Source organism: Gryllotalpicola protaetiae, from assembly GCF_003627055.1.
Classification (GTDB): domain Bacteria; phylum Actinomycetota; class Actinomycetes; order Actinomycetales; family Microbacteriaceae; genus Gryllotalpicola; species Gryllotalpicola protaetiae.
Window position 1 is genome coordinate 2,952,272 of the sequence record NZ_CP032624.1, and the last position, 22,323, is coordinate 2,974,594.

Here is a 22,323-nt window from a genome sequence, read left to right on the forward strand (position 1 = left end):
CGGCGGCGACCCCACGACGGGGCCGCTCTGTCAGGCAGGTGCGCCCGGCGGCTCCTCCGAGCGGCGCAGCAAGGTCGCCTCGATGTCGGCCCGGTCAGCGCGCAGCTCTTTCGCGTCGGGCCGGTCTGTCCAGGTCCGCATCCGGGTGACGATGGGCGGCGCGGAGCGCAGCAGCACGAGCGCGGTGCCGAACGGCAGGATGCGGATCGTGTCGGGCGGCATGATCGGCACGCGGCGGATGGAGCGTTGTGCGGAGCGGGAGCCGTGGTCTCCGACCGTGGTGGAGCCGGTCACTTCGTCCCGTTCGCCGATGAGCGTGGTGAGGTCGTGTAGGTCCTTGGAGTTCGACGCTCCGCCGAGGATGATCTTGACGATGCTTGCGTCCCAGATCGCGCCGGCCGCGTTCTCTGACCACTTCTCCCGCGCCTGCGCGAGCGACTGGAGCACGGGCATCGTCGTGATCCCGGTTCCGCCGCCCTCAGCCATGAGCGTCGGAAGCGACGGCAGGGGCGCGAGATTGCCCACCTCATCGAGCGCGAGCAGCAGCGGCGGGTCGAGGCGGGCTCCGGGGCTGGTCGCCGCGAGATGCCGAGCGGCTTCCACGAGGTCTTCCACGAACGCCGCCACCAACGCCGCGCTGCTGTTCGCACCGGCACCGGTAGCGAGCAGGTAGAGGGTCCCTTTCGCCCGGAGGAACGCTTCGGGATCGAAGTCCTCGCCCTCCCTCGGAGATACAGCATCGAGGACGCGCGGGTCTGCGAGGGCGGCGAGGGCGAGCGAGACGCCTTGCCAGATGGAGTCGCGGGTTCGGGGGTCGGAGTCGATCATCGCCTGCAACGAGTCCGCCCACCCAGTTGCGGCGAGTGGATTCGCGGTGAGGATCGCCACGGCGTCTGCGGCGGCGGAGGGGTCGAGGGTCCAGCGGAACAGCTCCGAGGGTGACCGGTGGTCGAGCGCGGCGGCGTGGAGCAGGGCTTGGAGCGCTGTCCGGGTTTTGCCCTCCCAGAACCCGCCGCCCTCGACCCCTCCCGCGGACAGGCCGGTGCCGGCGGCGAGGCCTGTCGCGCGGATCATCGCTGTCAGCGGGTCCTCGCATCCGCGGATGGGCGACCACCGCAGTCCGGCGGGTATGCCTTCGGCGAGGTGTTGCGGGTCGAAGACGGCGACCGGGCCAATCCGCTCCCGGGCGCGGAGCGTCGCGGTGAGGTTGTCCGGCCTCGTGCTCGTCGTGACGGCGGCGCCGGGCGCGTCGAGGATGGCGTTGATGACGATATGGGCGCCCTTGCCGGAGCGGGGCGGGCCGATCAACAGGATGCTGTCTTCGACCGATGCCCACACGGATGTGCCGCGTGAGGTCCCGATTCGGTAGCCGACGTCCTTCGGGCGGATCCTGTCGAGAGAGGGCCGCAGATGCCTGGCACGGCGCAGCAACGCCGTCTCGGAGGCAGCCTTGACGACCTCGCTGCGGGTGGCGATCCCGGCGATGCGGTACGGGTCGGTCTTCACCTGTCGGCCGTGCTCGCGGAAGAACCGCCAAGCCCACCATCCGGCCGCCCCGGCCCCGAGGATCAGCAGGGCCGCGGTGAGCCAGTAGGCGACGACGTTCAGGCCGGGTGCGTCGAGCGCGGCCGCCGGGTCTGCGGGGTTGAGCAGCACGCGGAGCCCGGCCTCGATGCCGCCGTCGGGCTGGCCGACGCCGGTGATCCACGCGGTGACGGAGCCGGCTCCGCGGAGGATACAGGCGAAGATCGCGGCGCCGATGAGCAGGCCGATGCCGAGGTTGCTCAGCTCGTCCCCGAGCGACCCCGCAGGTCTCGGCGTGCTCATTCGGGATGCTCGATCGTCAGGGTGCCCGAGACGCGGCCGAGCAGGATGACCTCACGAGTCGGGCTCGTGGCGAGCTGGTCCGCGGTGAGCAGGCCGCGCATGGTGCCGTCCGGAGCGGCGTCGCCGTACGCGATCACGACCGCGATCGCTACGTCCTCACCGGGCACGAACCCCTCACCATGCAGCACGACCAACTCGGGTCCGACTTTCGGTGCTGGTCGTGCGTGATCGATTTCGGGCTGGGGACGGCGGCTCTTGCCGGGAGTGACGATGTCGGTGAACACGGTTCCGTCGGCCTCGTGCACCTCGACTCGCATAGGGGAGCGGCGCTGTTCGGTGAGCTGGTCGAGCACCCGGGCGAAGGAGTCACGTTGCCACCTCGGCGCAAGCGGCTCCGGGGCGAGATGCGTCCCGTCGACGGCGACCGTCATGCTGCCGTCCTCGGCAACGGCCATGACGACTTGCGGTAGGACAATCGGGACCGACAGTTTCTCGGCCGAGGCCTCGCTGGTCGCCCGCTTGTAGCGGCGCCGGCTCACTCTCCCCGCGGGGTGCTCGGGGCCCTCGAGGTCGGGTCCAAAATCCTTCTCTTGTATCACGCCGGATAGGTGCGTCCGACCGCTCATTAGTTGACATCGTCGGGCATCCAGCGACGAAGCCTCAGCATTCCTATCAGGAAGTCGGCGCCCGACGATTGATCCAGCGCAACTTCCGGTCACCCTTTACCTGGAGGGTAATTGCGGGGCTATCCGGTCGTGGGAATTCTGAGTGGTGGGTCGTCGCGCATCGTGCGGGCGGCGCGCCGATCAGAAGGAGAACAGCTATGGTGACCGCGGTCAGTGAATTGTCCGAAGGGTCCAGCCCGACTTCAAGGCCCGTGCATCCGCTGGTTCTGCCGGTGGTTCTCGCTGGTGTGTTCATGACGACGTTGGACTTCTTCATCGTGAATGTTGCCGTGCCTTCGATGCAGGAGGGACTAGGGGCTTCGTCGGCTCAGATCGAGTGGGTGCTGGCGGGGTTTGGGCTGGCCTATGGGGTCGGACTGATCACCGGCGGACGCCTGGGCGACCTGTACGGCAGGAAGAGCATGTTCCTGCTGGGGCTCGGACTCTTCACCGTCGCTTCTCTGCTGTGCGGCGTGGCCGCGAGCGCGGGGATGCTCATCGCGGCTCGCGTCGTCCAGGGGCTCGCCTCGGCTCTGCTGGCCCCGCAGGTGCTCGCAATCCTCGGCACCCTGTACACCGGGGCGGCGCGAGCGCGGGTGTTCACCGGCTACGGGCTCGCGATGGGCCTCGCCGCGGTGTTCGGCCAGCTGATCGGCGGTGCGCTCACCCACGCCGATATCGCAGGACTGGGCTGGCGCTCCTGCTTCCTCGTCAACATCCCGATCGGAGCACTGATCATCGTTCTGGCACAGGCGCTCGTGCCCGCGACACCACGGGTCAAAGCGCGGCTCGATCCGGCAGGGATTCTGTTGGTCGCCGCAGCCATTACCGCGATCGTGCTTCCGCTGATCCAGGGTCGTGACGCGGGCTGGCCGGTATGGGCCTGGCTGAGCCTGGGTGCTGGCGCGGCGCTGTTTGCGGTGTTCGTTTGGCAGCAGCGGCGACTCGCTGAGCGTGGCGGTGCCCCACTGGTGAATGTGGAAATGTTCCACGACCGGGCCTTCGTCGTCGGCCTGGCCTGTCAGCTGGTGTTTTGGATCGGCCAAGCTTCCTTCTTCCTGGTGCTTGCCCTGTACCTTCAGTCCGGTCGCGGTCTGGACGCTCTCGGCGCGGGCGTGCTCTTCACCGCGATCGGTGCAGGATATCTGCTGACTTCGATGACCGCGGGACGAATCGCCCGCCGACTGGGCCGCCAGGTCATCGCGATGGGCGCCTTGCTTATGGTTGTTGGCCTCGCCCTGCTCAGCGCAGCCGTCATCGTCGGCGGTGATTCCGCGTCGGTCGGCTGGCTCATCCCCGGACTCGTCGTGGACGGGGCAGGCATGGGTCTGGCAGTGGCACCGTTGGCATCCACCGTGCTGGCACGGATGCACCCCGAATATGCAGGATCCGCATCCGGAGTGCTGAGCACGGCTCTCCAGATCGGCAATGCGCTAGGCGTGGCACTGATCGGAATCGTCTTTTACCACGGCCTCGCCGGCGCAGGCTACGGCGTAGCTTTCACTCACAGCCTGGTCTTCCTCCTGGCCATCGCGGCCGTCCTGATCGCGCTGACCCAGGCACTACCCTCCGGAAGGGATGCCCGATGAACGCGACCACGTTCACGACACCATCTCAGGAAGAGGCGGCCGGAGTCGTGCGGCGGTATGTGCAGCAGTGGAACGAGCCCAACCCCCTTCTCCGCCATGACGCCATCCGACAAATGTGGACGCGGGATGCAGCGCATTTCACTCCAACTCGCGAATTCCGGGGACATGAAGCGCTCTTCAGGCGGATCACAGAGGCGCACGAACAATTCGTCTCCGGCGGCATCGCCGTCTTCGCTCCCGGCGACTGGTTCTACAGATCGCAGCGGGCGGTTGCACTCTCGTGGTCTATGCTCTCAAGCGCTGGGGAGAAGATCGGCGGTGGATACGATCTCCTCCTGCTGGATGACGCCTCGCACATCCGAAAAGACTGGCAATTCAGCACGCCGACCGTCGCCGTGGCGGAACTCAACCAGCGCGCCGAAGCACAACTCGCCTCGAATGGTTCGGTGCCAGGACGCCGGTTATCCGGCCATGCCGCAGCGCACCACGGTGCACTGTGGGCCGACTGGGTTGACCCGTCCTCTCACACCGCCGGGGTCGACGTGGTCATTGACGAGGCGATGAAATCGATCCTCTACCGGTTCGAGAAAACCACAGAGGGTCTACCGTGGTGATCGTGCAGGATACGAGCGCGTCACCGGCCGGCCGGCGCCGGCCCCCGGTGGGCGAACTCATGCGAACATGGCGGGAGCGGAGAGGACTCAGTCAGCTCGGTCTAGCCTCCGTCGCCGGGATCTCCGTCCGCCACCTCAGCTTCCTGGAAACTGGCCGCTCGCACCCTAGCAGGGAGATGATCGCCCGGCTCGGCACGCATCTCGAACTGGTGCCGCGGGAGCAGAACGAGCTGCTCCTCGCTGCGGGCTTTGCGCCGGCATTCACTGCGCTTGCGTTGGAGAGTGAGGAGATGGCCTCCGTGCGAGCAGCCTTGCGTCGTATCGTGACCGCCAACGAACCCTTTCCTGCGCACGTTGTCGATCGCGGCTGGAACATCGTGGAATCCAACGCCGGTTTCGGCATCTTTAGCCTTGACGCTGACCCATTCCTGCTCGAAGCACCCGTAAACGCGCTGCGCCTGGCCCTCCACCCGAAAGGAATGCGTCCACGCATCCTCAATTTCGGCGAATGGAGCCACTCGCTGCTGGCCAGACTGGGCCGTCGCGTCACACTCACCGGAGATCCCGCCTTGGCCGCACTGTACAGAGAGGTCGTAGGCTACGCCCCGCATGATCCCGGACAAACCGATGACGCTCCCGAACTGATGGTGCCTTTACGCATCCGCTACCGTGACGATGAGCTGGCCTTGTTCTGCACCATTGCGACCTTCGGAACTCCGCTGGATGTCACCGTGTCCGAGCTGGCTATCGAGACTTTCCTCCCTGCGGACCCCGAGACCACCGCCATACTTCAACGGCTCGATCACCAAGAGAATCGGGCCCGGAGTAGTTGAGGTGGCTTGAGCGTGGCGACCGATTGCTGGCTATTGGTTCCGATCGGCACGGCATCCGCACGAAGAGGGCTTCGAGTAGGAGCTGTCGCTCAATATGTGCTGGCGATGGCGGTGGCCGCACTGACCGGCGGGCATATTCAGGCGGCGTGACGGTGTTCGAGTTCCGGCAGAGCCCGGCCGCACAGCTATGGAGCGCAGCATCGGATGGCGCTGATCGTTTCCTCGCAGAGCCGCGGAGCGCGGGTCGGGCGGTGAGTATATGGGCGGGCAGGGCCGGGACGCTGGTGCAGTTCTACGACTTCGCGATCGCCCGATACCAGGGCGACGTGCATGCGATGACCGGGCACGTTCTGGAGCAGATCAAACCGAAATAAGCGACGGGCGAGGCCACGACTCATGAACGCCACAGAAGGAACGGCTAGGTTCTAGCCGTGCTCGACTGGGATCACAACGCATACTACCACCGGCTCCTGCTGCGCCAGATGCCTCCGCCCACAACGGGTGCTGGACGTCGGCTGTGGCGTCGGCTCGTTCGCCATCCAACTGGCCGGGCGCGCCGAGAAGGTCGACGCTCTCGACCGTTCCGCAGAGATGATCGATCAAGCCTGCCACCGGGCGCCCGACAACGTCGAGTGCGTCCTGGCCGACATCCTCACCGACCCGTTGCCCGCTGACGGCTACGACGCGATTTTCTCGATCAGCGCTCTGCATCACATGTCCCTGCCGGACGTCCTGCCGAAGCTGGCGGCTGCTTTGCGGCCGGGTGGTGTCCTTGCCGCCATCGCCCTCCCTCGACCGGACCTCGCCCACGAGCTTCATGTCGAGATCGCGGCCGCGGTCGGATATCGCGCGCTCGGCACGCTGTTCGCAGCCCGGCGGGCGCTGCGGCGCGTGGGCGGGTTCCCCAAGAGCGACGACCAGTCGATGCCGGTCGAGATGTACCCGCCGCTGACCACCCGAGAAGCTGCGGCCCAGGTCGCGATGCTCCTGCCCGGCGCACGCGTGCGGCGGCTCCTCTACTGGCGCTACCTGCTGCTCTGGCACAAACCCGGCAATCCAGCAGACCTCTCATCGAGGTGACGTGAGTTCCACGAACTCACACCCTCACGCGCCCCTAGGTTGACCCTGAACCCGCGAGTCCCCACCCTTTCAGGTTTCACGATTCGTGAGCTTACGGGAATCCGAGGTCATGCGGGTGGTGGTGTCGAACGCGGTCAGCTCGGCGGGGTGGAGCTGGTGCTGCACGACGAAAGAACGGTCCTTGATCCGCCACAGCCCTTGTCCGGTGCCGAGGCTGGGGAGGAGCTTCTGCTCGGTGCCGGTCAGCCCGAGGGCGGTAGCGGTGGAGCCGAGCTGGTCGGCTTCCTGCCGGTAGACGATCCGGGTCTCCGCGTTTGCCAGCAGCGAAGACGCCAGGGCTCTCATGGCGGAGCCCTGGTCGCCCACATTGTCGAGGTCGGAGAGCTTGTGGAAGATCAGCATGTTCGCGATCCCGAAGTGCCGGGCGAGCCGCCACTGTGCATCCATGCGGCGCAGCAGGGAAGGGTAGGCCATGAGGCGCCAGGCTTCGTCGTAGATCACCCACCGCTGCCCGCCGTTCGGGTCCGACAGCGCCGATTCCATCCACGCGGACGAGCACGTCATCAGCACCGAGATCAAGGTGCTGTTCTCGGCGACGCGGGACAGGTCCAGCGACACCATCGGCAGTGACGGGTCGAACCTCACCGTGGAGGGACCGTCGAACAGCCCTTGCAAGTCGCCGGCCACGAGGCGGCGCAGGGCATGGCCGACGAGACGGCCGTCTTCGGCGAGTCGACCGTCTTCGTCATCCTCATGGTTGGGGGCCAGGATGCGGTCGACGACCATCGGCAGGATCGGCACCTCCGCAGACCTGACCGCGTCTTGGAGGGCGAGGTCGATCGCGGTGTGCTCCAACGGCGACAGCACACGATCCAGCACGGTCTCCGCCAGGGCGCCGATGAGGTCTCGGCGGCGGGAGGCGACCTGCATTGCCCACTCCGCATCCGACACGGCCGAGGGGCGGTGGCCCTCATCGAGCGGGTTCAGGCGGTTCGATAGGCCATGCCCCAGGACGATCGCTTTCCCGCCGACCGCTTCGGCAACGGCGGTGTGCTCGCCCTTGGGATCGCCGGGGACGTAGACGCGCCGGCCGAACGGCAGCGAGCGGGTGTAGAGGGACTTCGCGAGGGAGGACTTGCCGGAGCCGACAATCCCTGCGAGGACGACGTTGGGGGCGGTGATGAGGCCTTGCTGGTAGAGCACCCACGGGTCGTAGACAAAACTCCCGCCGGAGTAGAGGTCCTGGCCGACGAACACGCCGGCCGAGCCGAGGCCCCCCTCGGCCAGGAACGGGTACTGCCCGGCGAGGGTCGCGGACGTGTCCTGGTGCTTCGGAAGCCGCAGCCACCCCGGAGTCCGCAACGCGGCAGCACCGGACTCGCCACCAGCGGGGAGGTAGGTGGTGTTTCGGCGCTCGGCCTGCTCCGTCTCCCACCTCGCTTTCGCCTCCGCCCTCCGTGTGTCGCGGGCGGTGGTCTCGATCCGGGTGGCAGCTTTCTGGCGAGCTTTGCGATGCCGTCGGCGCTCACCCTCTGGGCCGACCAGCACCGCCGTATGCAGACGCCCCTCATCCTGCCCGGTCACAGCGCCAACCCCCGCCCGTGCGAGGCGGATGCGCCCGGCCGGCGGGCGAACCAATCCGTCGCCTCCGCACGCCCCGCTCGAACCGGTGCCCGCTCGACCGTCCGCCGAGCCGGAGCGGGCGCGGGGATGTCGATGTCCAGCAGCGCCGGGTCAGGTGCGGCGTCGTGCGTGCGAAGCAAGGAGACGTGGCCGAGGAAGGGACTGTAGGTGAGTGTGTAGACATCCCCGATCGCGGTGCGATCCAGGGCGCCGGTCGGGGGCGTGTCGTAGACGTACCCGTTCTCGAGCGCAGCCTGGGTCGTCTCCTCCCCGAAGTCGTACCCGGCCAGGCGCTCGATCGCCGTGTCCGTGCCATCTCGTTCGATGATGTCCAGCACCGGGTCGGCTTCGTCGCCTTGGAGGAACACGACGCTGACCCACCGCCTGCTCGTCTTATCCGCGATGTCTGGGTCGTGGTCGATCAGCTCGATCAGGGTGTCGGGGTGCTGGCGGGCGGCATCGGTCACCCAATCCGGGAACGCCCCGTCGTTGTCGGTGTGCTGGCCGGGATTCTCGATCGTGAACTGGCGTGCTTCGCCGGCGGCGGAGAGGAACACCGCGAGCTCGCGCAGCGCCCGCTCCGGTGAGACGGGGGCGCCCGTGCCGGTGAACAGGTCCCGTCCCTCGACCGACTGCCCGGTGGCCGGGTGCTCGATGCGGTACGCGTACCGCTGGTGCTCGCCCAGCGGGACATCCGGCCACACCGTCAACCTCAGCTCCCCAGCCTGCACCGTGGTGCGCGTCGCGCCGGTCGTGTCGAGGGGTTCGGGGGCGGGGTGCCAGGCGATCTGCCCGGACTGCGACATCGCCGCGTCTACCCGGTCATGGACCGTGTCCAGCAGGGTGCCGGCCTGGTGCAGCTCATCCGCCGCCGCCAGCGCCGCCGTCGCCCCGGCGGGCTGACTGCCCGCGTCGGTGTGCGCGCGGGACCGGGCCTTGATGTGGGCGGCGGCGAGCTGGTCGAGCACCTGCCGCAACGACCGCACCCCGGCCAGCAGTTCCCCGAGCACGGGGTAGGTCTCGGCGGGATTGTCGAAGGTGCGGGTGGCGTGGGCGAGGCCACGCAGCGCGGCGGATGCCTCCATCGCGTCCTCCACGGGGTTGTCGAAGGTTGGCATGATCGGCTCCTCACAAGGGAACGGTTGATGGTGGTCAGGGTCAGACGGGCCGGCACAGCGGCAGGGCGGCGGCGGTGAACGCGGCCGCTTGCTGGCCGACGAGGCGGCGGGTCTCGCAGGAGGCTTGGATCGCGGCCTGCTCGACTGCGGCCACCGCGGCGTCGAGCTCGTCCACGGTCGGGGCGGACACGGAGACGAGGCCGGAGACACGGAGGACGCCGTGCCCGGCGGTCAGGTCCGCCTCCTGTTGCAGCACGTCATCGAGCTCCGCACTGGAGGCGGCGTCGTCGATTTGCCCGATCTTGCGGCGTTGGGTCGCGTCGGAGATGAGTTCGGTCTTCTTCTTCCGCAGGTCCCTCGCCGCCTGGTCGGCGCGTACCGGGGTGTAGTGCAGGGCGAGGGTGCGGAGGATGCCGTTGGACAGCACGAGCGGGGCGAGGAACCCTGGGTAGACCTGTGAGCGGGGCCATTCGGTGATCCACAGCACCGCATGGAAGGCGCTGTCGGATCGCAGGCGGTCCCAGGTCTCGGTGACCGCCACTGGACCGGCGGTGGCAAGGTCGCGGCCGAGGTCGCCGTGGCGTTCCAGGGCGGGGGCTGCGGCGGGGTCGTACGCTCCGCGGAGGATGACGGCGACCTCGCCAGGGGTGAGCCACCCGGTCGAGGTGAGCTCTGCCGCGCGGAGCGCCGTGCTCAGGGTGGTCATCTCCTGCCGCAGCACGGCGGCAGCGCCGCGTATGCCGCCGCCGGAGGTTCTGATCTGCCGGGCGCTGTTCTTCATGTCCAGGGCGAGGCTGATCGTGGTCGCGTGGCGTTCCCCGGCGGGGCCGGCACGGTCGATGAGTTCGGCGTAGGTGGTCGCGGCCCAGGAGCCGTCGTCGGTCCCGTGGGTGCGCCACCACTCCGCCAACCCCGTCCCCGAATCCGGCAGGGTCCGCTCACTGACTTGGATGCGGGCGATCCGCCCTGACCGGCACGCGGCGGCCAGGACACGTCCCCAGCCGGAGACGCGGCGTTGCTGCTCACCGGGGTCCAGGAGCACGAACGCCGGGTGGGAGACGCCGAGGATGACGGTAAGGGTCTGCGCGTGCGGGTCGTGGACCATCGCCGCCCCCGTCTCCGGGTCCTCCCATTCCCGCAGCGGCGCCGCATCTCCCGGCAGGGCGAGGGTGCCGGCCGGGCGCGGGCGGATGACCCGGCGCCGGTAGATGAGCTGGCCCAGATAGGTGCGCGCAGTCCAGCGGGTCAGGATGGGCACCCACTCGATCAGCTTCCTGCCCCCTGCCGGGATCACCGCGAGGAGGGCGGCGCCGGCCCAGACCGGGGACGTCCAGGCCAGGCCCATGCCGCCGCTCGTGTAGAGGGAGGCGACGACGGTGAGGATCGCGATGCCGAGGACGATCAGTTGCGGCAACGACAGGCCGAGCATGATCCCGCGGCGGGTGAGGCGGGAGAACTGCACCGGCGACAACGGGTACTCGGTGTGCGTGGTGGTGACCATGGGCTCATTCCTTCCCGGACGGCTTCGAGGACGGAGGCGGCGGCGGGTCCGACCTCCGCGACGACGACCCCTGCGACGGCGCAGCGGGCGGGGCGGAGGGTGCCGGGCGTGACGACGGCGCGGGTGTGCCCTGGGTGGGTGGAACCGGCGGCGGGGATGCTTGTTCGCCCGCGGCGCCGGCATGGTTCTCTGCGGCACCGCCGACAGCGGCACCGGCCTTCGACCCGGCGGTCGCGGCACCCTTGACCACTGCACCGCCGACGACGACCGCCGCCCCGACAGGCCCCGCGGCCGCACCAGCACCCGCGCTGGCCCCCGCCCCCGCTCCGGCTCCGGCTCCTCCGCCGGATGACGCGGCAGCGCCCCCGACAGTTCCGGTCGCTCCGGCACCGCCCGATGCCGCCGGGCCACCCACAGGCGGCGGCGTCGACCCGCCCCCTCCGCCAGTTCCGCCGCTGGGCTTGCCGCCGGTGTCACCGCCGCCGTCAAGCACCTTCTTGGCGCTGTCGCCCTTGGGCGCGCCCGGGACGGGGACGGGCCGGTTCAGTGCGGACTTCGCCTCCTGCTCGCTGGACATGGCGTGGTACATGTCGAAGCCGACGAAGGACAGGAACTTGTAGGTGATGTACGGCGCGAACGCGGCGATGAACATCAGCACCACCCCGGCGATCGGGTCGCTGATGGAGGCGAGGTCCGCTTCGATGGGGGCGGAGACTTGCCCGATCGCCACGAGGAAGATCACGACGAGGACGAGCTTGGAGAAGATGAGGGCGATCACGAATGCGGCCCACTTGGCGAACCAGCCCTTGGTGGCATCCCACGTCGCCCCGGCCAGGGCGATGGGGCCGAACACGATCGCGACCAGCAGCAGCGCCTTGCGGATGAGGAGACTGAACCAGACGATCGCGGCCGCGGAGATGGCGAGGCCGGCGAGGAAGATGGTCAGGATCGCGCCGACACCGGGCGCGGCGATGTTGATCCCGGCAAGGCCGGTGGCGAGGAGCCCGATCTGGGTCCCCATTCCTTCCATCGTGTTCCCGGTGGCCTGCACGATCCCGACCGCGAGCTGGTCGGTGACTTCCAGCAGCAGCGCGGTCAGGGTGATGACGAGGAAGCTGCCGAGCACGCTTTTGGCGAGCCCCAGGGCGGCGCGGGACAGGGCGGTGGGGTCGCGGTGGATGAGGCCGGTGATGAGTTGGAGGCAGAAGAACACGAGCATCACGAAGATCGCGACGCCGAACAGCACGTTGTAGACCCCGACGTACTCGGCGCTGGTGACATCGACCAGGGTGGTGGTGTCGAACACGGTCCAGACCGCCTCGAACAGCCAGGCAGCCGCCCCGGCCGTCGCCTGGCCGAGCCAGTCGAACGGCGCCGCGATCAACGACGCCGTGCCCTCGCCCACGGCGTCGCAGACGGAGGAGATGACCGGGACATCGCACACGCTCACCGCACCCACCCCCGCCGCGAGCGAGGCGTTGCTGGGGTGGTCATCAGACGGCCTGCCCGACGCCCCAGAAGAAGTTGATCAGCGTCACCGCAGCACCGCAGATGATCGCCGCCCCGCACGAGACGAGGACACCGACCTTGCCGCGGCTGGCGAGGTGCGGGTTGGAGGAGTTGGCGCCGAACCCCCACACGATCGCCGAGATGATCAGGGCGAGGACACTGAGGATGAGGCCGACGGTCATCACGGCGCCGACGATGATGCGTAGCTGCTCGATACCGGGAAGTCCCGAGCTGTTGGGGTCGATGTCGATCACGGGGGTTGCTCCTGACTGTTCGCGAGACGTGTTCTCGACGGTCAGGTGCACCCCGCCACCCAGCGACAGGCGGATAGCCTGGGCTGGTGGGAATCGTTCTGGCCGCCAGCGCCGTCATCACCGACGACGCGGGACGTGTGCTGCTCGTGCTGCGCGGCACCGAGCCGGAGAAAGGCCGCTGGTCGATCCCCGGCGGCAGCGTCGAGCCCGGCGAAACCCTGGCTGAAGCGGCCGCGCGGGAGACGTTCGAGGAAACCGGGCTGCGGGTGTCGGTAGGGCGTGAGCTGTGGTGCGTGACGATCCCGGCCGGCGACGAGCGAATGTTCGAGGTGCACGACTTCGCCGCCACCGTCACCGGCGGCGAGCTGGCATCGGGCGACGACGCGGACGACGCCCGCTGGGTCACCGCCGCCGAGCTCGACCAGCTCCCGGTGACGGCGAACCTTGCCGACTACCTGCGCGGCGCCGGCATCCTCACCTGACTCCGGCTGATCAGAGTTGTTCGCCGACGCCGAGGAGGAAGTTCACCCACGCCACCCCGGCACCGGCAAGAGCGGCGGCGCCGACCGAGACGAGCAGGCCGGTGCGGGCCTTTGTCGCGGCCTGGTGGTTGCCGCTGGACGAGGCGACCGCCCACACGATCGCGCAGACGATGAGCATGAGCACGGCGATGATGAGGACGAACATCAGCAGTGCCCCGACGATGGAGCGCAGCTCTGCGGCACCGCCGACGCCGCCGAAGTCGGGAAACACGTCCATCAGGCCCCACCCCCAGCGGTGCAGGTCGCGAGGGTCGTGTCCCCGCCGGTGACGCCTTCCGCATTGTGGTCGGCGAGCCAGGCGGTACCGTCGACGGCGGGCTGTCCTTGCCCGCCGGGGTGGATCTCCAGGTGGAGGTGGGGTCCGGTGGAGCGGCCGGAGGAGCCCACGTCTCCGATGTGCTGCCCGGCGGTCACGGTCTGCCCTTCGGTGACGTGGATGCCGGTCTCCCACATATGCGCGTAATAGGACGCGACCCGCTCACCGGCGACGGTGTGCTCGATGATGACCAGGCCGCCGAAGCCGCCGCTGTAGCCGGCGTGCATGACCACCCCGTCCGCGATGGCGAGGATCGGGGTGCCGTCCGCGGCGGCAAGATCGGACCCTGCGTGGAAGGCGCGCTCCCCGGTGAACGGGTCGGTGCGCCACCCGAAACTGTCGGTGTCCACCCACGTCCCCTCGGGGAGCGGGAACACGATGCGCGTCGTCTCCGGCACGATCGGCGCCCCGCCACCGCCTCCGCCCGTGCTGGGCGGGCGGGTCAGGGCGGCGAGGATCGCCTCGGCCACCGGCTGGTAGTTCTGATACCTGTCCGGGTACGCCGAAACCTCGACGGCCTGAGCGGCTTCGCCGGGGTCCATGCTCTGCCAACCGGGAATGTCCAGCAACCCACGCGGAGACGGGTGGTTCGGGCCGGTCTCGCCGCCGTAGAACGCACGCGCCTGATAGGTCGAATCCATGAGCTCGGCGACGGTGCCCCACCCAGCGGCGGGCCGCATCTGGAACAAACCCAGCGAGTCGTGATCGGACCCGTTGCCATCGTTCGGGAAGTCGGCCGACTCCGGGTAAGTGCCGGTATTCGCGAGCATCCGCAACGAGGACTCCGTGAGCGCGGCCATCAGCGCGATCACCACTCCCGGACGGCCGACACCGACGGTCTGCCCGCCGACCGTGATGATCGTGGCCGCGTGGGTGAGCTGGGTACGGCTCAGGGTGACGGTCTCCCCGCCTCGGGTGGTCGCGGTCAGCGACTCCGGGATCGGCCCCACGGCGAGGGACCCAGGTGCGCATGCGGTCATCGAAGGATTGACCACGGCCGCCACCCCGACCAGCACGACCGAGGGGGCGAAGAACAGCAGGGCGACCGCGAACGCGGCGAGCTTCTTCCACACAACAACCACCTGCTCTCAGCGGAGGGGGTTGTCGAGTTGGGACAGGCGCAGCAGCTCACAGGTCGTGCCGGTGACACCGCGGCCTGTGACTGCCGGGGTGCAGACGATGAACACCGTGAACGACACCGTCCGGGACGCCTCCACAGGTTCGGTGCCCCAGGTGCCGTCCCGGTGCCGGGTGCCCTCGATGGTGTACGCGACGGTCCCCGCGGGAATCTGGCCCGGTGCGGCCTGCGCGACCGCGGTCTCCCACGCATACGGGATGACCGCGGTATCGACGATGAGCCATTGGCGGGTCTGGTACTGGCGGAGCTGCCCCCACGCCTCCACACTCGGCAGATACGCCCGCACATCCCCGGCCAGTGCGTCCGCCTCGTTCTCGGCGGCGACGTCTGCGAGCATCTGCGCGTAGTCCATCGGGCCGTCACCGGTGGTGGTGTCCCAGGTGAACAGCGCGCTGGCGGCCGCACGAGCGAACGCCTCCGGGCCGCCGGCCTGCGGCACCGCCACCGGCCCCTCACCGGACGGCCCGGCCGTCGGGACGGTCACGGTGGAACTCGGTGGGTCGGCGGGGATGGAGTCAGTGCGGGGTGCGGGGCCGCGCAGCAGCCCGTAAATGCCGACACCGACCAGCAGGAGCAGCACGAGCCCGCCCGCGATCGTGGCGATCAGCAGACGACGACGGCGGCGATCAGCGAGGGTGGCGGGGTCCATGCGGGTCCTCCCAAGAGGCGACAGGTAGGTGGTCGCCTGGAAGGTGCACACACGCCCCCACGAAGCGGCGGTCAGGCGATGTGCTCGCTGCGCTCCTGCGCCCGGCGGGCAGCGCGGGCGGTATCAGCGAACGCGATCGTGCCGGCGACGGTCTGCTCGAACCGCGACCATTGCTCCTCGGTCAACGCCGGGCCAACCTCGTCCGGGTCATGGTGCAGCCACCATCCGGCCATGTCGTCCCAGATCGCGACGAACACGGTCAGCGGGAACGGCACCGGCTCACCCTGGTTCTCGACCGCGGTCAGCGGGCGGCGCGGGGGTTTCCGGCCGGTCTTCTTGGCGGCCTTCACGCGGGCGAGCGCGGCCTGCGCCAACTCCTCCAGCTCCACCGCCCGCGCGTCACGCTCCGCCGCCCGCACCTGCACGGCCTCGGTGCGGGCCTGCCCGCGCACATCAGCGGGCAGGGCGGGGTCGGCGGCGATCTGGTCGAGCTCGGCGAGGGAGAGTTCGGCGTTGACGCGCAGGTGGGAGGGGTAGACGCCTCCGCCGGCCTTGATCCGCTCGACCTCCTCCGCCGCGCGAGTGCGCACGGACTCGGGTTGGGTTCGGTCGGCGGCGAGGTGTTCGAGGCGGCCGATGCGCTCCAATGTGGTGTGGGAGTCGCGGCCGGTGACCATCTGCGCGGCCTGCACGGCGGCCTCGCCCGGGGGCGTGTCCCACGGTGCCGTTAACTTAATGGCACCGTCATCTCCCGCATCGTCCGCGGCGTGGAAGCGGGTGGCCTCCTGACGGCGGGCCGCATCCTCGGCCAGCAGGGTCTTGAGTTCACGGTAGAGGGCGGCGGCCTCGAACTGGGTCAGCGGCTTGTGCAGCAGGTTGTCGTCCTGCTCCGCGAGGAGCTGCCCGAGCCGATCCGAGACGCCGGACCGGACCCACACTTTGACGGTCTTCCACCCGAGCAGCTTGATCGCCGCCAGCCGTCTCGCGCCGCAGATGAGGTTGCCGTCGAGGGTGATCGTGATGGGTTGCAGCAGGCCGTTGCGGCGAATCGACTCGACCAATGGTGCGAGGTCGCCGTAGTCCTGCCGGTGCCGGCGTCCGACACCGATGGAGTCCACCGCACGCTCCAACTCGATGTGCCCATCCTGCGGAGAACTCATGGCTCCTCGCTCCCGTTAGCGGGAGCGGCAAGGCCCGCGGTGAGCACGAGGTCGTCGTCACGCCACAGCACCCGCAACGGTTCCCCGATGAGAAGCCGCACGAGCATCCCGCGGCCGGCGTTGGTGTGCGCGAGGGCGGGGTCGGGGTTGCCGAGCACGACCCGCAGCAGCGTCGTCCAGGAGGTGCCGGGCAGGTCCAGGAGGGCGCGGGCCTGCCGGTCGCGGCGCAGGACCTCGAATGCCGACCGCCGAGACACGGACTCGGCAAGCCGCCCGGTGATGTACTCCACCCCGGCCCGCGCGGTCTCCGGCGCCCACCCGACGCGGCTGAGGAACGCGATCGTGTCCTCCACCGCCGAGACAACGTTCATCGTCCGCTCCAGCAGCAAATCCTCGTCCTCGCCGGAGTCATCGTGGGCGTCGTCGGCGAAAGGGTCGACGTGGAACGCGGGGTGGTAGTCGGTCAGCGGGTTCTCCCGGTCGCTGAACCGCTCCGCGTCGTGGAACACCGAATAGCGGGGCCGGCGGGCCTGGTGCACCGAGCACAGCAGGCCGTTGCCGCGCTCCTCGCCGATGCAGGTCACCTGGACCGCGCGGGTCACCACCGCCCACGGATCATCCGCACGCCTCGTGGCGGCTCCCCGCATCGCCTCGAATGCCGCGCTGGCGGCCTCCCACGGGTCCAGGCCGTGCTTACGGGCCAGCGCCGCGTACTTGTCGGCCGCGTGCCGCATCAGCGCAGCCGCCTCCGGGTCGTTCCGCCACGCATCCTGCCCGGCGTCATGGAGTCTGGTGAGGAGGGCGCGCAGCGCCTCCGAGTCCTCGAACCGATCCCGCCCCTCGTTGCGGGTGCTTGCCTGTGTCATTCGCGCACCTCCTGAACAGCAGGTGCGCACGCGTCCCCCAGGCGTGGTGCTCGCCGGTGCAGGAGGGACGCACATGGGCTACGTCACCCCAACCCGATCCCGGACCGCGAGACCCACGAGTGCCGCTCCCCGACGCCGCCACTACCGAAGGCGGTCACGGGGGGCAGCCTCCGTGCCCGCTCGCTCGCAACCTGCGCACCCTTGCGGGCGACTCTGCGTGTGCCGCGGTATGCCTGGCCGGGTGCCCGGCGGGCGCGACGGACGAGCTCGGCTTGGAAGTCGATGCCTTGCCCGGCGACCCTGCCCATCCGCGAGGCCAGCAGATCGGACGGGCGCACCCACTCCACCCCCGGCCGACGCCTTTTCGCCTCCGCCGCACCGGCAGTCTTCGTGTTCGTCGCGGAGGGATCGCCGTGACGGGCCAGCTCCGACACGTCCCCGGCACCGACACCGTGCGCCGTGTCCGGCGTCTCGGACTCCTCCCGGCGTCGTGCGGAATGCTCCCGGACTCGGGCGGTGCGCTGGTCGTCGTCGTTCATGTCGTCTCCTCCGTATCGGGATCGGTCAGGGCGGAGCGGGCGAACCAGCGTCCGACCGTGGACGGGTGCACACCGAGGTGGCGGGCGATCTGCTTGTTCGACCAGCCCTCCTCCTCCCGCAGCAGCACCGCCACCTCACGCCCCACCGGCACGGGCGGCTGAGCAACCGTCGCCGTCTCCTCGCCTGGTTCTCGTGATGCCTCGGGCACGGGTGCGGGTATGGGGCGGGTGAGGATGACGGTCAGGTGGGTGATCGCCAGCAGCACCAGCGGCGGCACCGCCGCCACCGACGCGGCGAGCACACCCGGCACGTCGGCGTCCGCGGCGACGACGGCGTGGATCGCGTTCGCGGTCACCGACACCACCGCACCAGCGGCCAGCAGCGCCCACGGATACCAGGCCGAGCGTTGCCCCGCCAGCGCGACGACGGCGACGGTGGCGACGACGATGATGCCGTCCACGATCAGCGGCCACGCCCACGCCTGCCCCGCATCCACCCCCGAGCGACGGGCAAGATCAGCCAGGGCCGTGAACGAGAGCCAGAACGCACCCGCGGCGATGAACACGGTTCCGGCCACCGCGGTTGCCACCGCGACCCGGCCACCGCGCGTTCTCGTCGCCGGGGTCATCACAGCCCCCGCCCCCTCAGTAACGACCCAGTGGTGGCGTGACGGCCGAACCACCTCGACTCAGACGACTCACCCCGCACCGGCGGCGACTCGCGGCGGGCAGGCTCGGGGCGGACGGTGCGGTACGCGGAGCGGACGGTCGCGGCGATTTCTCGCGGCCCGAAGTCGGACTTCGCCGCCGTCAATACCGCATCGAGAGCATCAGCGAGCGGGACGCCGCCCTCAGCGAGCCTGCAGGACGCCCAGAACAGTTTCAGGTTGCGGTCGGTGTCCTGCCTGTCCAGCCAGCGCGCCAACCGCTCGGCATCCTCCCGCCCCACCGGCTGCCAGGTACCAGGTCGAGGGCGAGGGTCGGGGCGAGGGGCGAGGACGTTCCGCAACCGCCCGGCGTCCAGGGTTCTCGCGGGGCCAGAGCCGACCTCCTCGACCCGGTACCGGGCCGTGGTGCCCGCGATCGTCCGGGCTGAGGGCGGGACGATGATGTAGCCGCCGTCGCCACGGAAATCCACTCCGGCGCGTCCCGCCTGCCACGACCGCTGCTCCGTCCCCGGCGTCGCCGGATAGTAGGCGTGCATCCCGCCCGTAGGCGTGCGCACCAACATCTCCCACCCGCCGGTCAACCCCGCCACGGTCGCGCGGCCGAAGCCGACCCGCCCATCAACGGGGCCATGCACATCCACATCCACCACCACGAATCCAGAGGCGGCGCCGGTCGGTACGCCGATGTTCGCGGCCGGCCACCGCCGCCACCAGGGCTCGACCTGAGCCGGGTCAGTGCTCGCGTCGTGGAAGCCACGGCGAGTGAGCGGCCGCTTCCCGTCGGGCACGCACGGGAACACCGGCACCCCAGCGTGCGCAAGTCGTCTAGCGGCCGCAGCCGGCGGCAAGTCGGCGACCTGGGCGAACAGTCCGGCGGTGCTCATCACAGGCCCCTCACCGCCGCCTCCGCCGCGCGAGACGACCGCGGCGGCTCCACCGCCCGCGTTGCCGCAGGGCGCTCTGCTCTCGGGGTACGTTCGGGACGCTTGGGGTCCCGGGTGAGACCGGGCGGGTCACCGTCACCGATCTGCGCTGTGGGGAGAGCATCGAGGATCGCCCCGGCAGCCTTGCGGACGCGCTCACCGGTGGCCTGCACCACCTCCGCCGGGTCCTTGTCCGTGACGGTGCTCGCCCAGCCGGAGACGTAAGGGATCGTGTAGCCGGTGGTGTCCATGCCATGCGCGGCGCCGATCATCAACGCCACCGACTCGGCCTCCACCTCACCGACCCCACGGTGCCCCGTTGCATCGGGACTATCGGGGCCGTGCAGCTTCACATGCGCGAGTTCATGGGCGAGGGTCTTCACCTGTGCGGCATCGTCCATGTTCGTCCGCACCGCGACCGTCCGAGCCTGGTAGTCAGTTAGACCGTTCGCGCCGTGGATCATCTCCTCGTGCTCGACCCGCACCACCGCGAACCCCTCCGCCTCCACCAGGCCCGCCAGTCCATCCCAGAGGCCTTCGGGCGCTTCGCCCTCGAGCAGCAACGGGGACGGACGCTCTGGAATTGGATCGCCGTCGGTCTGGGAGACATCCCATACATACGCGGGTTTCGCGCCGACCATGCGGGAGCGCATCGCCTCGCCCGCCTTCGGCTTCTCGACCCGACCGAGACGTCGCCATGAGGACGGATCCTGGGGTGTCGAGGATGCGAACCGGCCGGTCACCGGGGCGAGGATCATGTATCCCGGCTGGCCCTTCTTAACCTGCCTGCTGAGGGACTGCCATTGCTTGTATCCCGCAACATAGGTCGGCTCTGGCGCGTGCACGTGCCCCTGCTCGAAGGCTTCAAGGTGCTGCGCCCAGATCAGCAGCGTGTTCCCGAAACTGCGTGAGCGGAACCTCGCCGTAAACTCCAGCGCACGCCGCCAGTCATTGCCCGAGACGACGCGCTCGACTGCGTCGACCAGGTGCTCATGCAGCTTCTCGACGTACCTGATCTGCCGGGTACTCGGGGCGATACCGACTTTCATGATGATCTTCTCCTCTGCGAGGCGCGACGGACCGGAAGTCCGCGACGGGAAGGTGCGCAGGAGGGATCAGTGAAAGCGACGAAGGTATGAGTCGCCATTTCCGCCGGGACGGCGGGTGACGGTGTGCCACCGCGAGTGCGGACGAAGAGTTCCCGTCGGTTTCTTTATGCAACTTCGCTTGGCAAGCTTGCAGACGCGCGGTCCCGGGCGCGGTCCCGAAGATGCGTCAGATGACAACCTCCAGGTCCCAGGATTCCGCGGGCTGGACGTGAAGTGACCAGTAATGTTCCGCGATGATGTCGGGATCGTACCGACCTCCAGGGGCGACCACATCAGAGATGGTCACGCTTGCGACGTGAAGGCCCTGCGTAGCAAACTCCGCATCGAGTATTCGTGCCAGCGTTCTCACGCCGAGTTTTCCGAGTGAGAGGGTGACGTAGTCGAATTTCGGAGTGGGCATTCCTCCCGTGATGAGGAAGGAGCCGCCTCCGTTATCGACCATGGTCGGTATGAGATGGGAACCTGCGATAGCGGCCCCGCCGACATCCACCGCCCAAGTTTTCAGGATGCGACTCATTGTGAGCTCCCCGATCCGATCGGGACGGATCACGGCAGCGTTGTATATGACTACCTCCGGAGGTCCCACCTCCGCGACCGCAGTATCGAGTCCGCGGCGAAGCGATCTTTCATCGCTGCAGTCAGCTGCGACCGTCGCGATAGCGACCTGCGAGAGTACGGAACTGCGAACCGCCTCAAGAGTTTCGTGCCGACGCGCGAGCAGCGCGATCGGACGGTTCTCGCGGGCGAAGCGGCGGGCGACAGCTGCACCTATGCCGGGGCCCGCACCGATGATGAATACTGATCCAGTCATGACATGCAAGCTAGAGCCTCACACCATGTGAAGCTCAAGTACTCTCGTAAACATGAAGATCGGAGCTGTTGCGGAGCTCACTGGGGTCAACGAGAGGTTGCTTCGCTACTACGAGGAGCGAGGCTTACTGCATCCAAACCGAGGACTCAACGGCTATCGCGAATATGACGAGGTGGAAGTCGCTCGTGTGAGGAGCATTCGCTGGCTAATAGACGCAGGCATGCCCACGTCCGCCATCGTCCGCGTTGCTCACTGCGTGTCAGACGGCATCGAGCCGACACTTGCCGTGTGCCCGGAGCTTGCCTTCCGGCTGCAGCGACAGCGAAAGGAGTTGCTGGGTAACATCGATGCGCTTCGAGGGGCGCTCGCTCGGATTGAATCCGCCATGGCTCCAGGAACCTAACAATAGCCATTCCGCGGAAGCTCTTGCCGCGGCTCGGGCTGGGACCGCAACGCGGATTCCAGCCGGTTCGACCGGCTGACTGCAGCTCGTCCCGGGACTCGCCCTGACGAATCGGTAACCTTGGTTGCTAGGCGCCACTCGTTCTTGCGGCGTCATCGACTAGGTACGTGCCGTAGCCGCGTTCGACCATACCGTCGTCGTTGAGTAGCAGAACCTCATTGACGAGACTCCCGGTGTGGTTGCGGTAGTTGATCACTATCGTGCTGAGCCCGGCGTAGACCTGGACGATCTCGAAACGCAGCATAGGGATCCTCTCCAGTCCGATTGCCCAGTAGCTACGGATCTCCTGCTTACCGCGGAGTACCCCGTGCGTCTCAGGAAGAAGCTGCGCCGCGACGGGCGAGGAGAACTCCGCGTCGTCGGTAAAGTGCGAAAGCACAGCATCGAGATCGTGCGCGTTCCATGCGTCTACCCATTGCCGAGCGAACTCTTCAGCCTCTGTCATATTCACGGTGTTCACGCTACCAATACGGGCGAACCAGCGGCCCGCAGACGCGACCGTTCATCAGCTTGACCGGTCGAGAGA

25 protein-coding genes and 1 pseudogene are annotated in these 22,323 nt (G+C 68.8%); 8 read left to right on the forward strand and 18 right to left on the reverse strand.

Going from position 1 to position 22,323, the window contains the following annotated elements:
- Positions 1-30 precede the first annotated feature (30 nt).
- Positions 31-1,827: a type IV secretory system conjugative DNA transfer family protein gene (locus tag D7I44_RS14340; RefSeq protein WP_120790118.1), complete on the reverse strand. Its 1,797-nt coding sequence runs from the start codon at positions 1,825-1,827 to the stop codon at positions 31-33.
- Complete coding sequence (locus D7I44_RS14345; protein ID WP_245979689.1) at positions 1,824-2,282, reverse strand: hypothetical protein; 459 nt, start codon at positions 2,280-2,282, stop codon at positions 1,824-1,826. Before D7I44_RS14345 ends, D7I44_RS14340 begins: the two co-directional genes overlap by 4 nt.
- A 368-nt stretch (positions 2,283-2,650) precedes the next feature.
- Between D7I44_RS14345 and D7I44_RS14350 the strand changes: the two genes are divergently transcribed.
- The 6 genes and pseudogenes from D7I44_RS14350 (at position 2,651) to D7I44_RS14370 (ending at position 6,608) form a co-directional block, all read left to right on the forward strand.
- The gene (locus D7I44_RS14350; protein ID WP_220093776.1) at positions 2,651-4,081 is read left to right on the forward strand and encodes an MFS transporter; all 1,431 of its coding nucleotides are present in this window, start codon (positions 2,651-2,653) and stop codon (positions 4,079-4,081) included.
- On the forward strand, positions 4,078-4,695 hold the full coding sequence (locus tag D7I44_RS14355) for a hypothetical protein (RefSeq protein ID WP_120790119.1): 618 nt from the start codon (positions 4,078-4,080) through the stop codon (positions 4,693-4,695). The genes D7I44_RS14350 and D7I44_RS14355 overlap by 4 nt, the downstream gene beginning before the upstream one ends.
- A gap of 59 nt (positions 4,696-4,754) precedes the next feature.
- A pseudogene (locus D7I44_RS18770) lies at positions 4,755-4,862 on the forward strand (helix-turn-helix domain-containing protein); the annotation flags it as partial.
- A 9-nt stretch (positions 4,863-4,871) separates the two neighbouring features.
- Complete coding sequence (locus tag D7I44_RS14360) at positions 4,872-5,528, forward strand: MmyB family transcriptional regulator (RefSeq protein ID WP_245979691.1); 657 nt, start codon at positions 4,872-4,874, stop codon at positions 5,526-5,528.
- 146 nt (positions 5,529-5,674) lie between these two features.
- A complete protein-coding gene (locus tag D7I44_RS14365; RefSeq protein WP_120790120.1) occupies positions 5,675-5,902 on the forward strand; it encodes a hypothetical protein in 228 nt (75 codons plus the stop codon).
- Positions 5,903-6,029: 127 nt separating this feature from the next.
- Positions 6,030-6,608: a class I SAM-dependent methyltransferase gene (locus tag D7I44_RS14370; RefSeq protein WP_220093778.1), complete on the forward strand. Its 579-nt coding sequence runs from the start codon at positions 6,030-6,032 to the stop codon at positions 6,606-6,608.
- Between the two features lie 69 nt (positions 6,609-6,677).
- On the opposite strand, the gene D7I44_RS14375 is transcribed toward D7I44_RS14370, so the two are convergent.
- From D7I44_RS14375 to D7I44_RS14395, 5 genes are read right to left on the reverse strand one after another with little or no spacing between them, the layout of a single operon-like run.
- Positions 6,678-8,192: an ATP-binding protein gene (locus D7I44_RS14375; protein ID WP_120790983.1), complete on the reverse strand. Its 1,515-nt coding sequence runs from the start codon at positions 8,190-8,192 to the stop codon at positions 6,678-6,680.
- On the reverse strand, positions 8,189-9,349 hold the full coding sequence (locus tag D7I44_RS14380; protein WP_120790121.1) for a hypothetical protein: 1,161 nt from the start codon (positions 9,347-9,349) through the stop codon (positions 8,189-8,191). The genes D7I44_RS14375 and D7I44_RS14380 overlap by 4 nt, the downstream gene beginning before the upstream one ends.
- Before the next feature lie 40 nt (positions 9,350-9,389).
- Positions 9,390-10,850, reverse strand: coding sequence for an SCO6880 family protein (locus tag D7I44_RS14385; RefSeq protein WP_120790122.1), 1,461 nt, complete (start codon positions 10,848-10,850; stop codon positions 9,390-9,392).
- Between the two features lie 4 nt (positions 10,851-10,854).
- The gene (locus D7I44_RS14390) at positions 10,855-12,300 is read right to left on the reverse strand and encodes a TrbL/VirB6 family protein (RefSeq protein ID WP_120790984.1); all 1,446 of its coding nucleotides are present in this window, start codon (positions 12,298-12,300) and stop codon (positions 10,855-10,857) included.
- A 43-nt stretch (positions 12,301-12,343) separates the two neighbouring features.
- Positions 12,344-12,613, reverse strand: coding sequence for a DUF6112 family protein (locus tag D7I44_RS14395; protein WP_022883069.1), 270 nt, complete (start codon positions 12,611-12,613; stop codon positions 12,344-12,346).
- Between the two features lie 86 nt (positions 12,614-12,699).
- On the opposite strand from D7I44_RS14395, the gene D7I44_RS14400 reads away from it, so the two are divergent.
- On the forward strand, positions 12,700-13,095 hold the full coding sequence (locus tag D7I44_RS14400) for an NUDIX hydrolase (RefSeq protein ID WP_120790123.1): 396 nt from the start codon (positions 12,700-12,702) through the stop codon (positions 13,093-13,095).
- Positions 13,096-13,105: 10 nt separating this feature from the next.
- Here the strand turns inward: D7I44_RS14400 and D7I44_RS14405 are convergent, their stop codons facing one another.
- The 10 genes from D7I44_RS14405 to D7I44_RS14450 all read right to left on the reverse strand — a co-directional run bounded on the left by D7I44_RS14405 (position 13,106) and on the right by D7I44_RS14450 (position 21,334).
- A complete protein-coding gene (locus tag D7I44_RS14405) occupies positions 13,106-13,372 on the reverse strand; it encodes a DUF6112 family protein (protein ID WP_120790124.1) in 267 nt (88 codons plus the stop codon).
- The gene (locus D7I44_RS14410) at positions 13,372-14,544 is read right to left on the reverse strand and encodes a M23 family metallopeptidase (protein ID WP_120790125.1); all 1,173 of its coding nucleotides are present in this window, start codon (positions 14,542-14,544) and stop codon (positions 13,372-13,374) included. Before D7I44_RS14410 ends, D7I44_RS14405 begins: the two co-directional genes overlap by 1 nt.
- 15 nt (positions 14,545-14,559) lie before the next feature.
- On the reverse strand, positions 14,560-15,258 hold the full coding sequence (locus tag D7I44_RS14415) for a hypothetical protein (protein ID WP_120790126.1): 699 nt from the start codon (positions 15,256-15,258) through the stop codon (positions 14,560-14,562).
- A 71-nt stretch (positions 15,259-15,329) separates the two neighbouring features.
- Positions 15,330-16,418 (reverse strand): ParB N-terminal domain-containing protein, encoded by a 1,089-nt coding sequence (locus D7I44_RS14420; RefSeq protein ID WP_120790127.1) that lies wholly within the window; start codon positions 16,416-16,418, stop codon positions 15,330-15,332.
- Positions 16,415-17,284, reverse strand: coding sequence for a hypothetical protein (locus D7I44_RS14425; RefSeq protein ID WP_120790128.1), 870 nt, complete (start codon positions 17,282-17,284; stop codon positions 16,415-16,417). The genes D7I44_RS14420 and D7I44_RS14425 overlap by 4 nt, the downstream gene beginning before the upstream one ends.
- An 83-nt stretch (positions 17,285-17,367) precedes the next feature.
- Positions 17,368-17,823, reverse strand: coding sequence for a hypothetical protein (locus tag D7I44_RS14430; RefSeq protein WP_120790129.1), 456 nt, complete (start codon positions 17,821-17,823; stop codon positions 17,368-17,370).
- Positions 17,820-18,452 (reverse strand): DUF2637 domain-containing protein, encoded by a 633-nt coding sequence (locus tag D7I44_RS14435; protein ID WP_181445571.1) that lies wholly within the window; start codon positions 18,450-18,452, stop codon positions 17,820-17,822. The genes D7I44_RS14430 and D7I44_RS14435 overlap by 4 nt, the downstream gene beginning before the upstream one ends.
- Positions 18,452-19,375: a bifunctional DNA primase/polymerase gene (locus D7I44_RS14440; protein ID WP_120790130.1), complete on the reverse strand. Its 924-nt coding sequence runs from the start codon at positions 19,373-19,375 to the stop codon at positions 18,452-18,454. The genes D7I44_RS14435 and D7I44_RS14440 overlap by 1 nt, the downstream gene beginning before the upstream one ends.
- Positions 19,375-20,463 (reverse strand): ArdC-like ssDNA-binding domain-containing protein, encoded by a 1,089-nt coding sequence (locus D7I44_RS14445; RefSeq protein ID WP_120790131.1) that lies wholly within the window; start codon positions 20,461-20,463, stop codon positions 19,375-19,377. The genes D7I44_RS14440 and D7I44_RS14445 overlap by 1 nt, the downstream gene beginning before the upstream one ends.
- A gap of 226 nt (positions 20,464-20,689) precedes the next feature.
- On the reverse strand, positions 20,690-21,334 hold the full coding sequence (locus D7I44_RS14450; RefSeq protein WP_120790132.1) for an SDR family NAD(P)-dependent oxidoreductase: 645 nt from the start codon (positions 21,332-21,334) through the stop codon (positions 20,690-20,692).
- A 52-nt stretch (positions 21,335-21,386) separates the two neighbouring features.
- Here D7I44_RS14450 and D7I44_RS14455 point away from each other — a divergent pair, with 52 nt between their 5' ends.
- Positions 21,387-21,737, forward strand: a complete 351-nt coding sequence (locus D7I44_RS14455) for a MerR family transcriptional regulator (RefSeq protein ID WP_120790133.1) — start codon at positions 21,387-21,389, stop codon at positions 21,735-21,737.
- 127 nt (positions 21,738-21,864) lie between these two features.
- Here D7I44_RS14455 and D7I44_RS14460 read toward each other — a convergent pair whose 3' ends face one another.
- Positions 21,865-22,242, reverse strand: a complete 378-nt coding sequence (locus tag D7I44_RS14460; RefSeq protein WP_162940370.1) for a nuclear transport factor 2 family protein — start codon at positions 22,240-22,242, stop codon at positions 21,865-21,867.
- Positions 22,243-22,323 lie beyond the last annotated feature (81 nt).

What these genes read in the sequence shown, in the direction of transcription:
- D7I44_RS14430 (WP_120790129.1), bottom strand. Translation starts at nt 17,823, where the DNA reads ATGAACGACGACGACCAGCGCACCGCCCGAGTCCGGGAGCATTCCGCA.
- D7I44_RS14440 (WP_120790130.1), bottom strand. Translation starts at nt 19,375, where the DNA reads ATGAGCACCGCCGGACTGTTCGCCCAGGTCGCCGACTTGCCGCCGGCT.
- D7I44_RS14345 (WP_245979689.1), bottom strand. Translation starts at nt 2,282, where the DNA reads ATGGCCGTTGCCGAGGACGGCAGCATGACGGTCGCCGTCGACGGGACG.
- D7I44_RS14445 (WP_120790131.1), bottom strand. Translation starts at nt 20,463, where the DNA reads ATGAAAGTCGGTATCGCCCCGAGTACCCGGCAGATCAGGTACGTCGAG.
- D7I44_RS14385 (WP_120790122.1), bottom strand. Translation starts at nt 10,850, where the DNA reads ATGGTCACCACCACGCACACCGAGTACCCGTTGTCGCCGGTGCAGTTC.
- D7I44_RS14380 (WP_120790121.1), bottom strand. Translation starts at nt 9,349, where the DNA reads ATGCCAACCTTCGACAACCCCGTGGAGGACGCGATGGAGGCATCCGCC.
- D7I44_RS14450 (WP_120790132.1), bottom strand. Translation starts at nt 21,334, where the DNA reads ATGACTGGATCAGTATTCATCATCGGTGCGGGCCCCGGCATAGGTGCA.
- D7I44_RS14455 (WP_120790133.1), top strand. Translation starts at nt 21,387, where the DNA reads ATGAAGATCGGAGCTGTTGCGGAGCTCACTGGGGTCAACGAGAGGTTG.
- D7I44_RS14360 (WP_245979691.1), top strand. Translation starts at nt 4,872, where the DNA reads ATGATCGCCCGGCTCGGCACGCATCTCGAACTGGTGCCGCGGGAGCAG.
- D7I44_RS14425 (WP_120790128.1), bottom strand. Translation starts at nt 17,284, where the DNA reads ATGACACAGGCAAGCACCCGCAACGAGGGGCGGGATCGGTTCGAGGAC.
- D7I44_RS14350 (WP_220093776.1), top strand. Translation starts at nt 2,651, where the DNA reads ATGGTGACCGCGGTCAGTGAATTGTCCGAAGGGTCCAGCCCGACTTCA.
- D7I44_RS14420 (WP_120790127.1), bottom strand. Translation starts at nt 16,418, where the DNA reads ATGAGTTCTCCGCAGGATGGGCACATCGAGTTGGAGCGTGCGGTGGAC.
- D7I44_RS14460 (WP_162940370.1), bottom strand. Translation starts at nt 22,242, where the DNA reads ATGACAGAGGCTGAAGAGTTCGCTCGGCAATGGGTAGACGCATGGAAC.
- D7I44_RS14415 (WP_120790126.1), bottom strand. Translation starts at nt 15,258, where the DNA reads ATGGACCCCGCCACCCTCGCTGATCGCCGCCGTCGTCGTCTGCTGATC.
- D7I44_RS14435 (WP_181445571.1), bottom strand. Translation starts at nt 18,452, where the DNA reads ATGACCCCGGCGACGAGAACGCGCGGTGGCCGGGTCGCGGTGGCAACC.
- D7I44_RS14355 (WP_120790119.1), top strand. Translation starts at nt 4,078, where the DNA reads ATGAACGCGACCACGTTCACGACACCATCTCAGGAAGAGGCGGCCGGA.
- D7I44_RS14405 (WP_120790124.1), bottom strand. Translation starts at nt 13,372, where the DNA reads ATGGACGTGTTTCCCGACTTCGGCGGCGTCGGCGGTGCCGCAGAGCTG.
- D7I44_RS14340 (WP_120790118.1), bottom strand. Translation starts at nt 1,827, where the DNA reads ATGAGCACGCCGAGACCTGCGGGGTCGCTCGGGGACGAGCTGAGCAAC.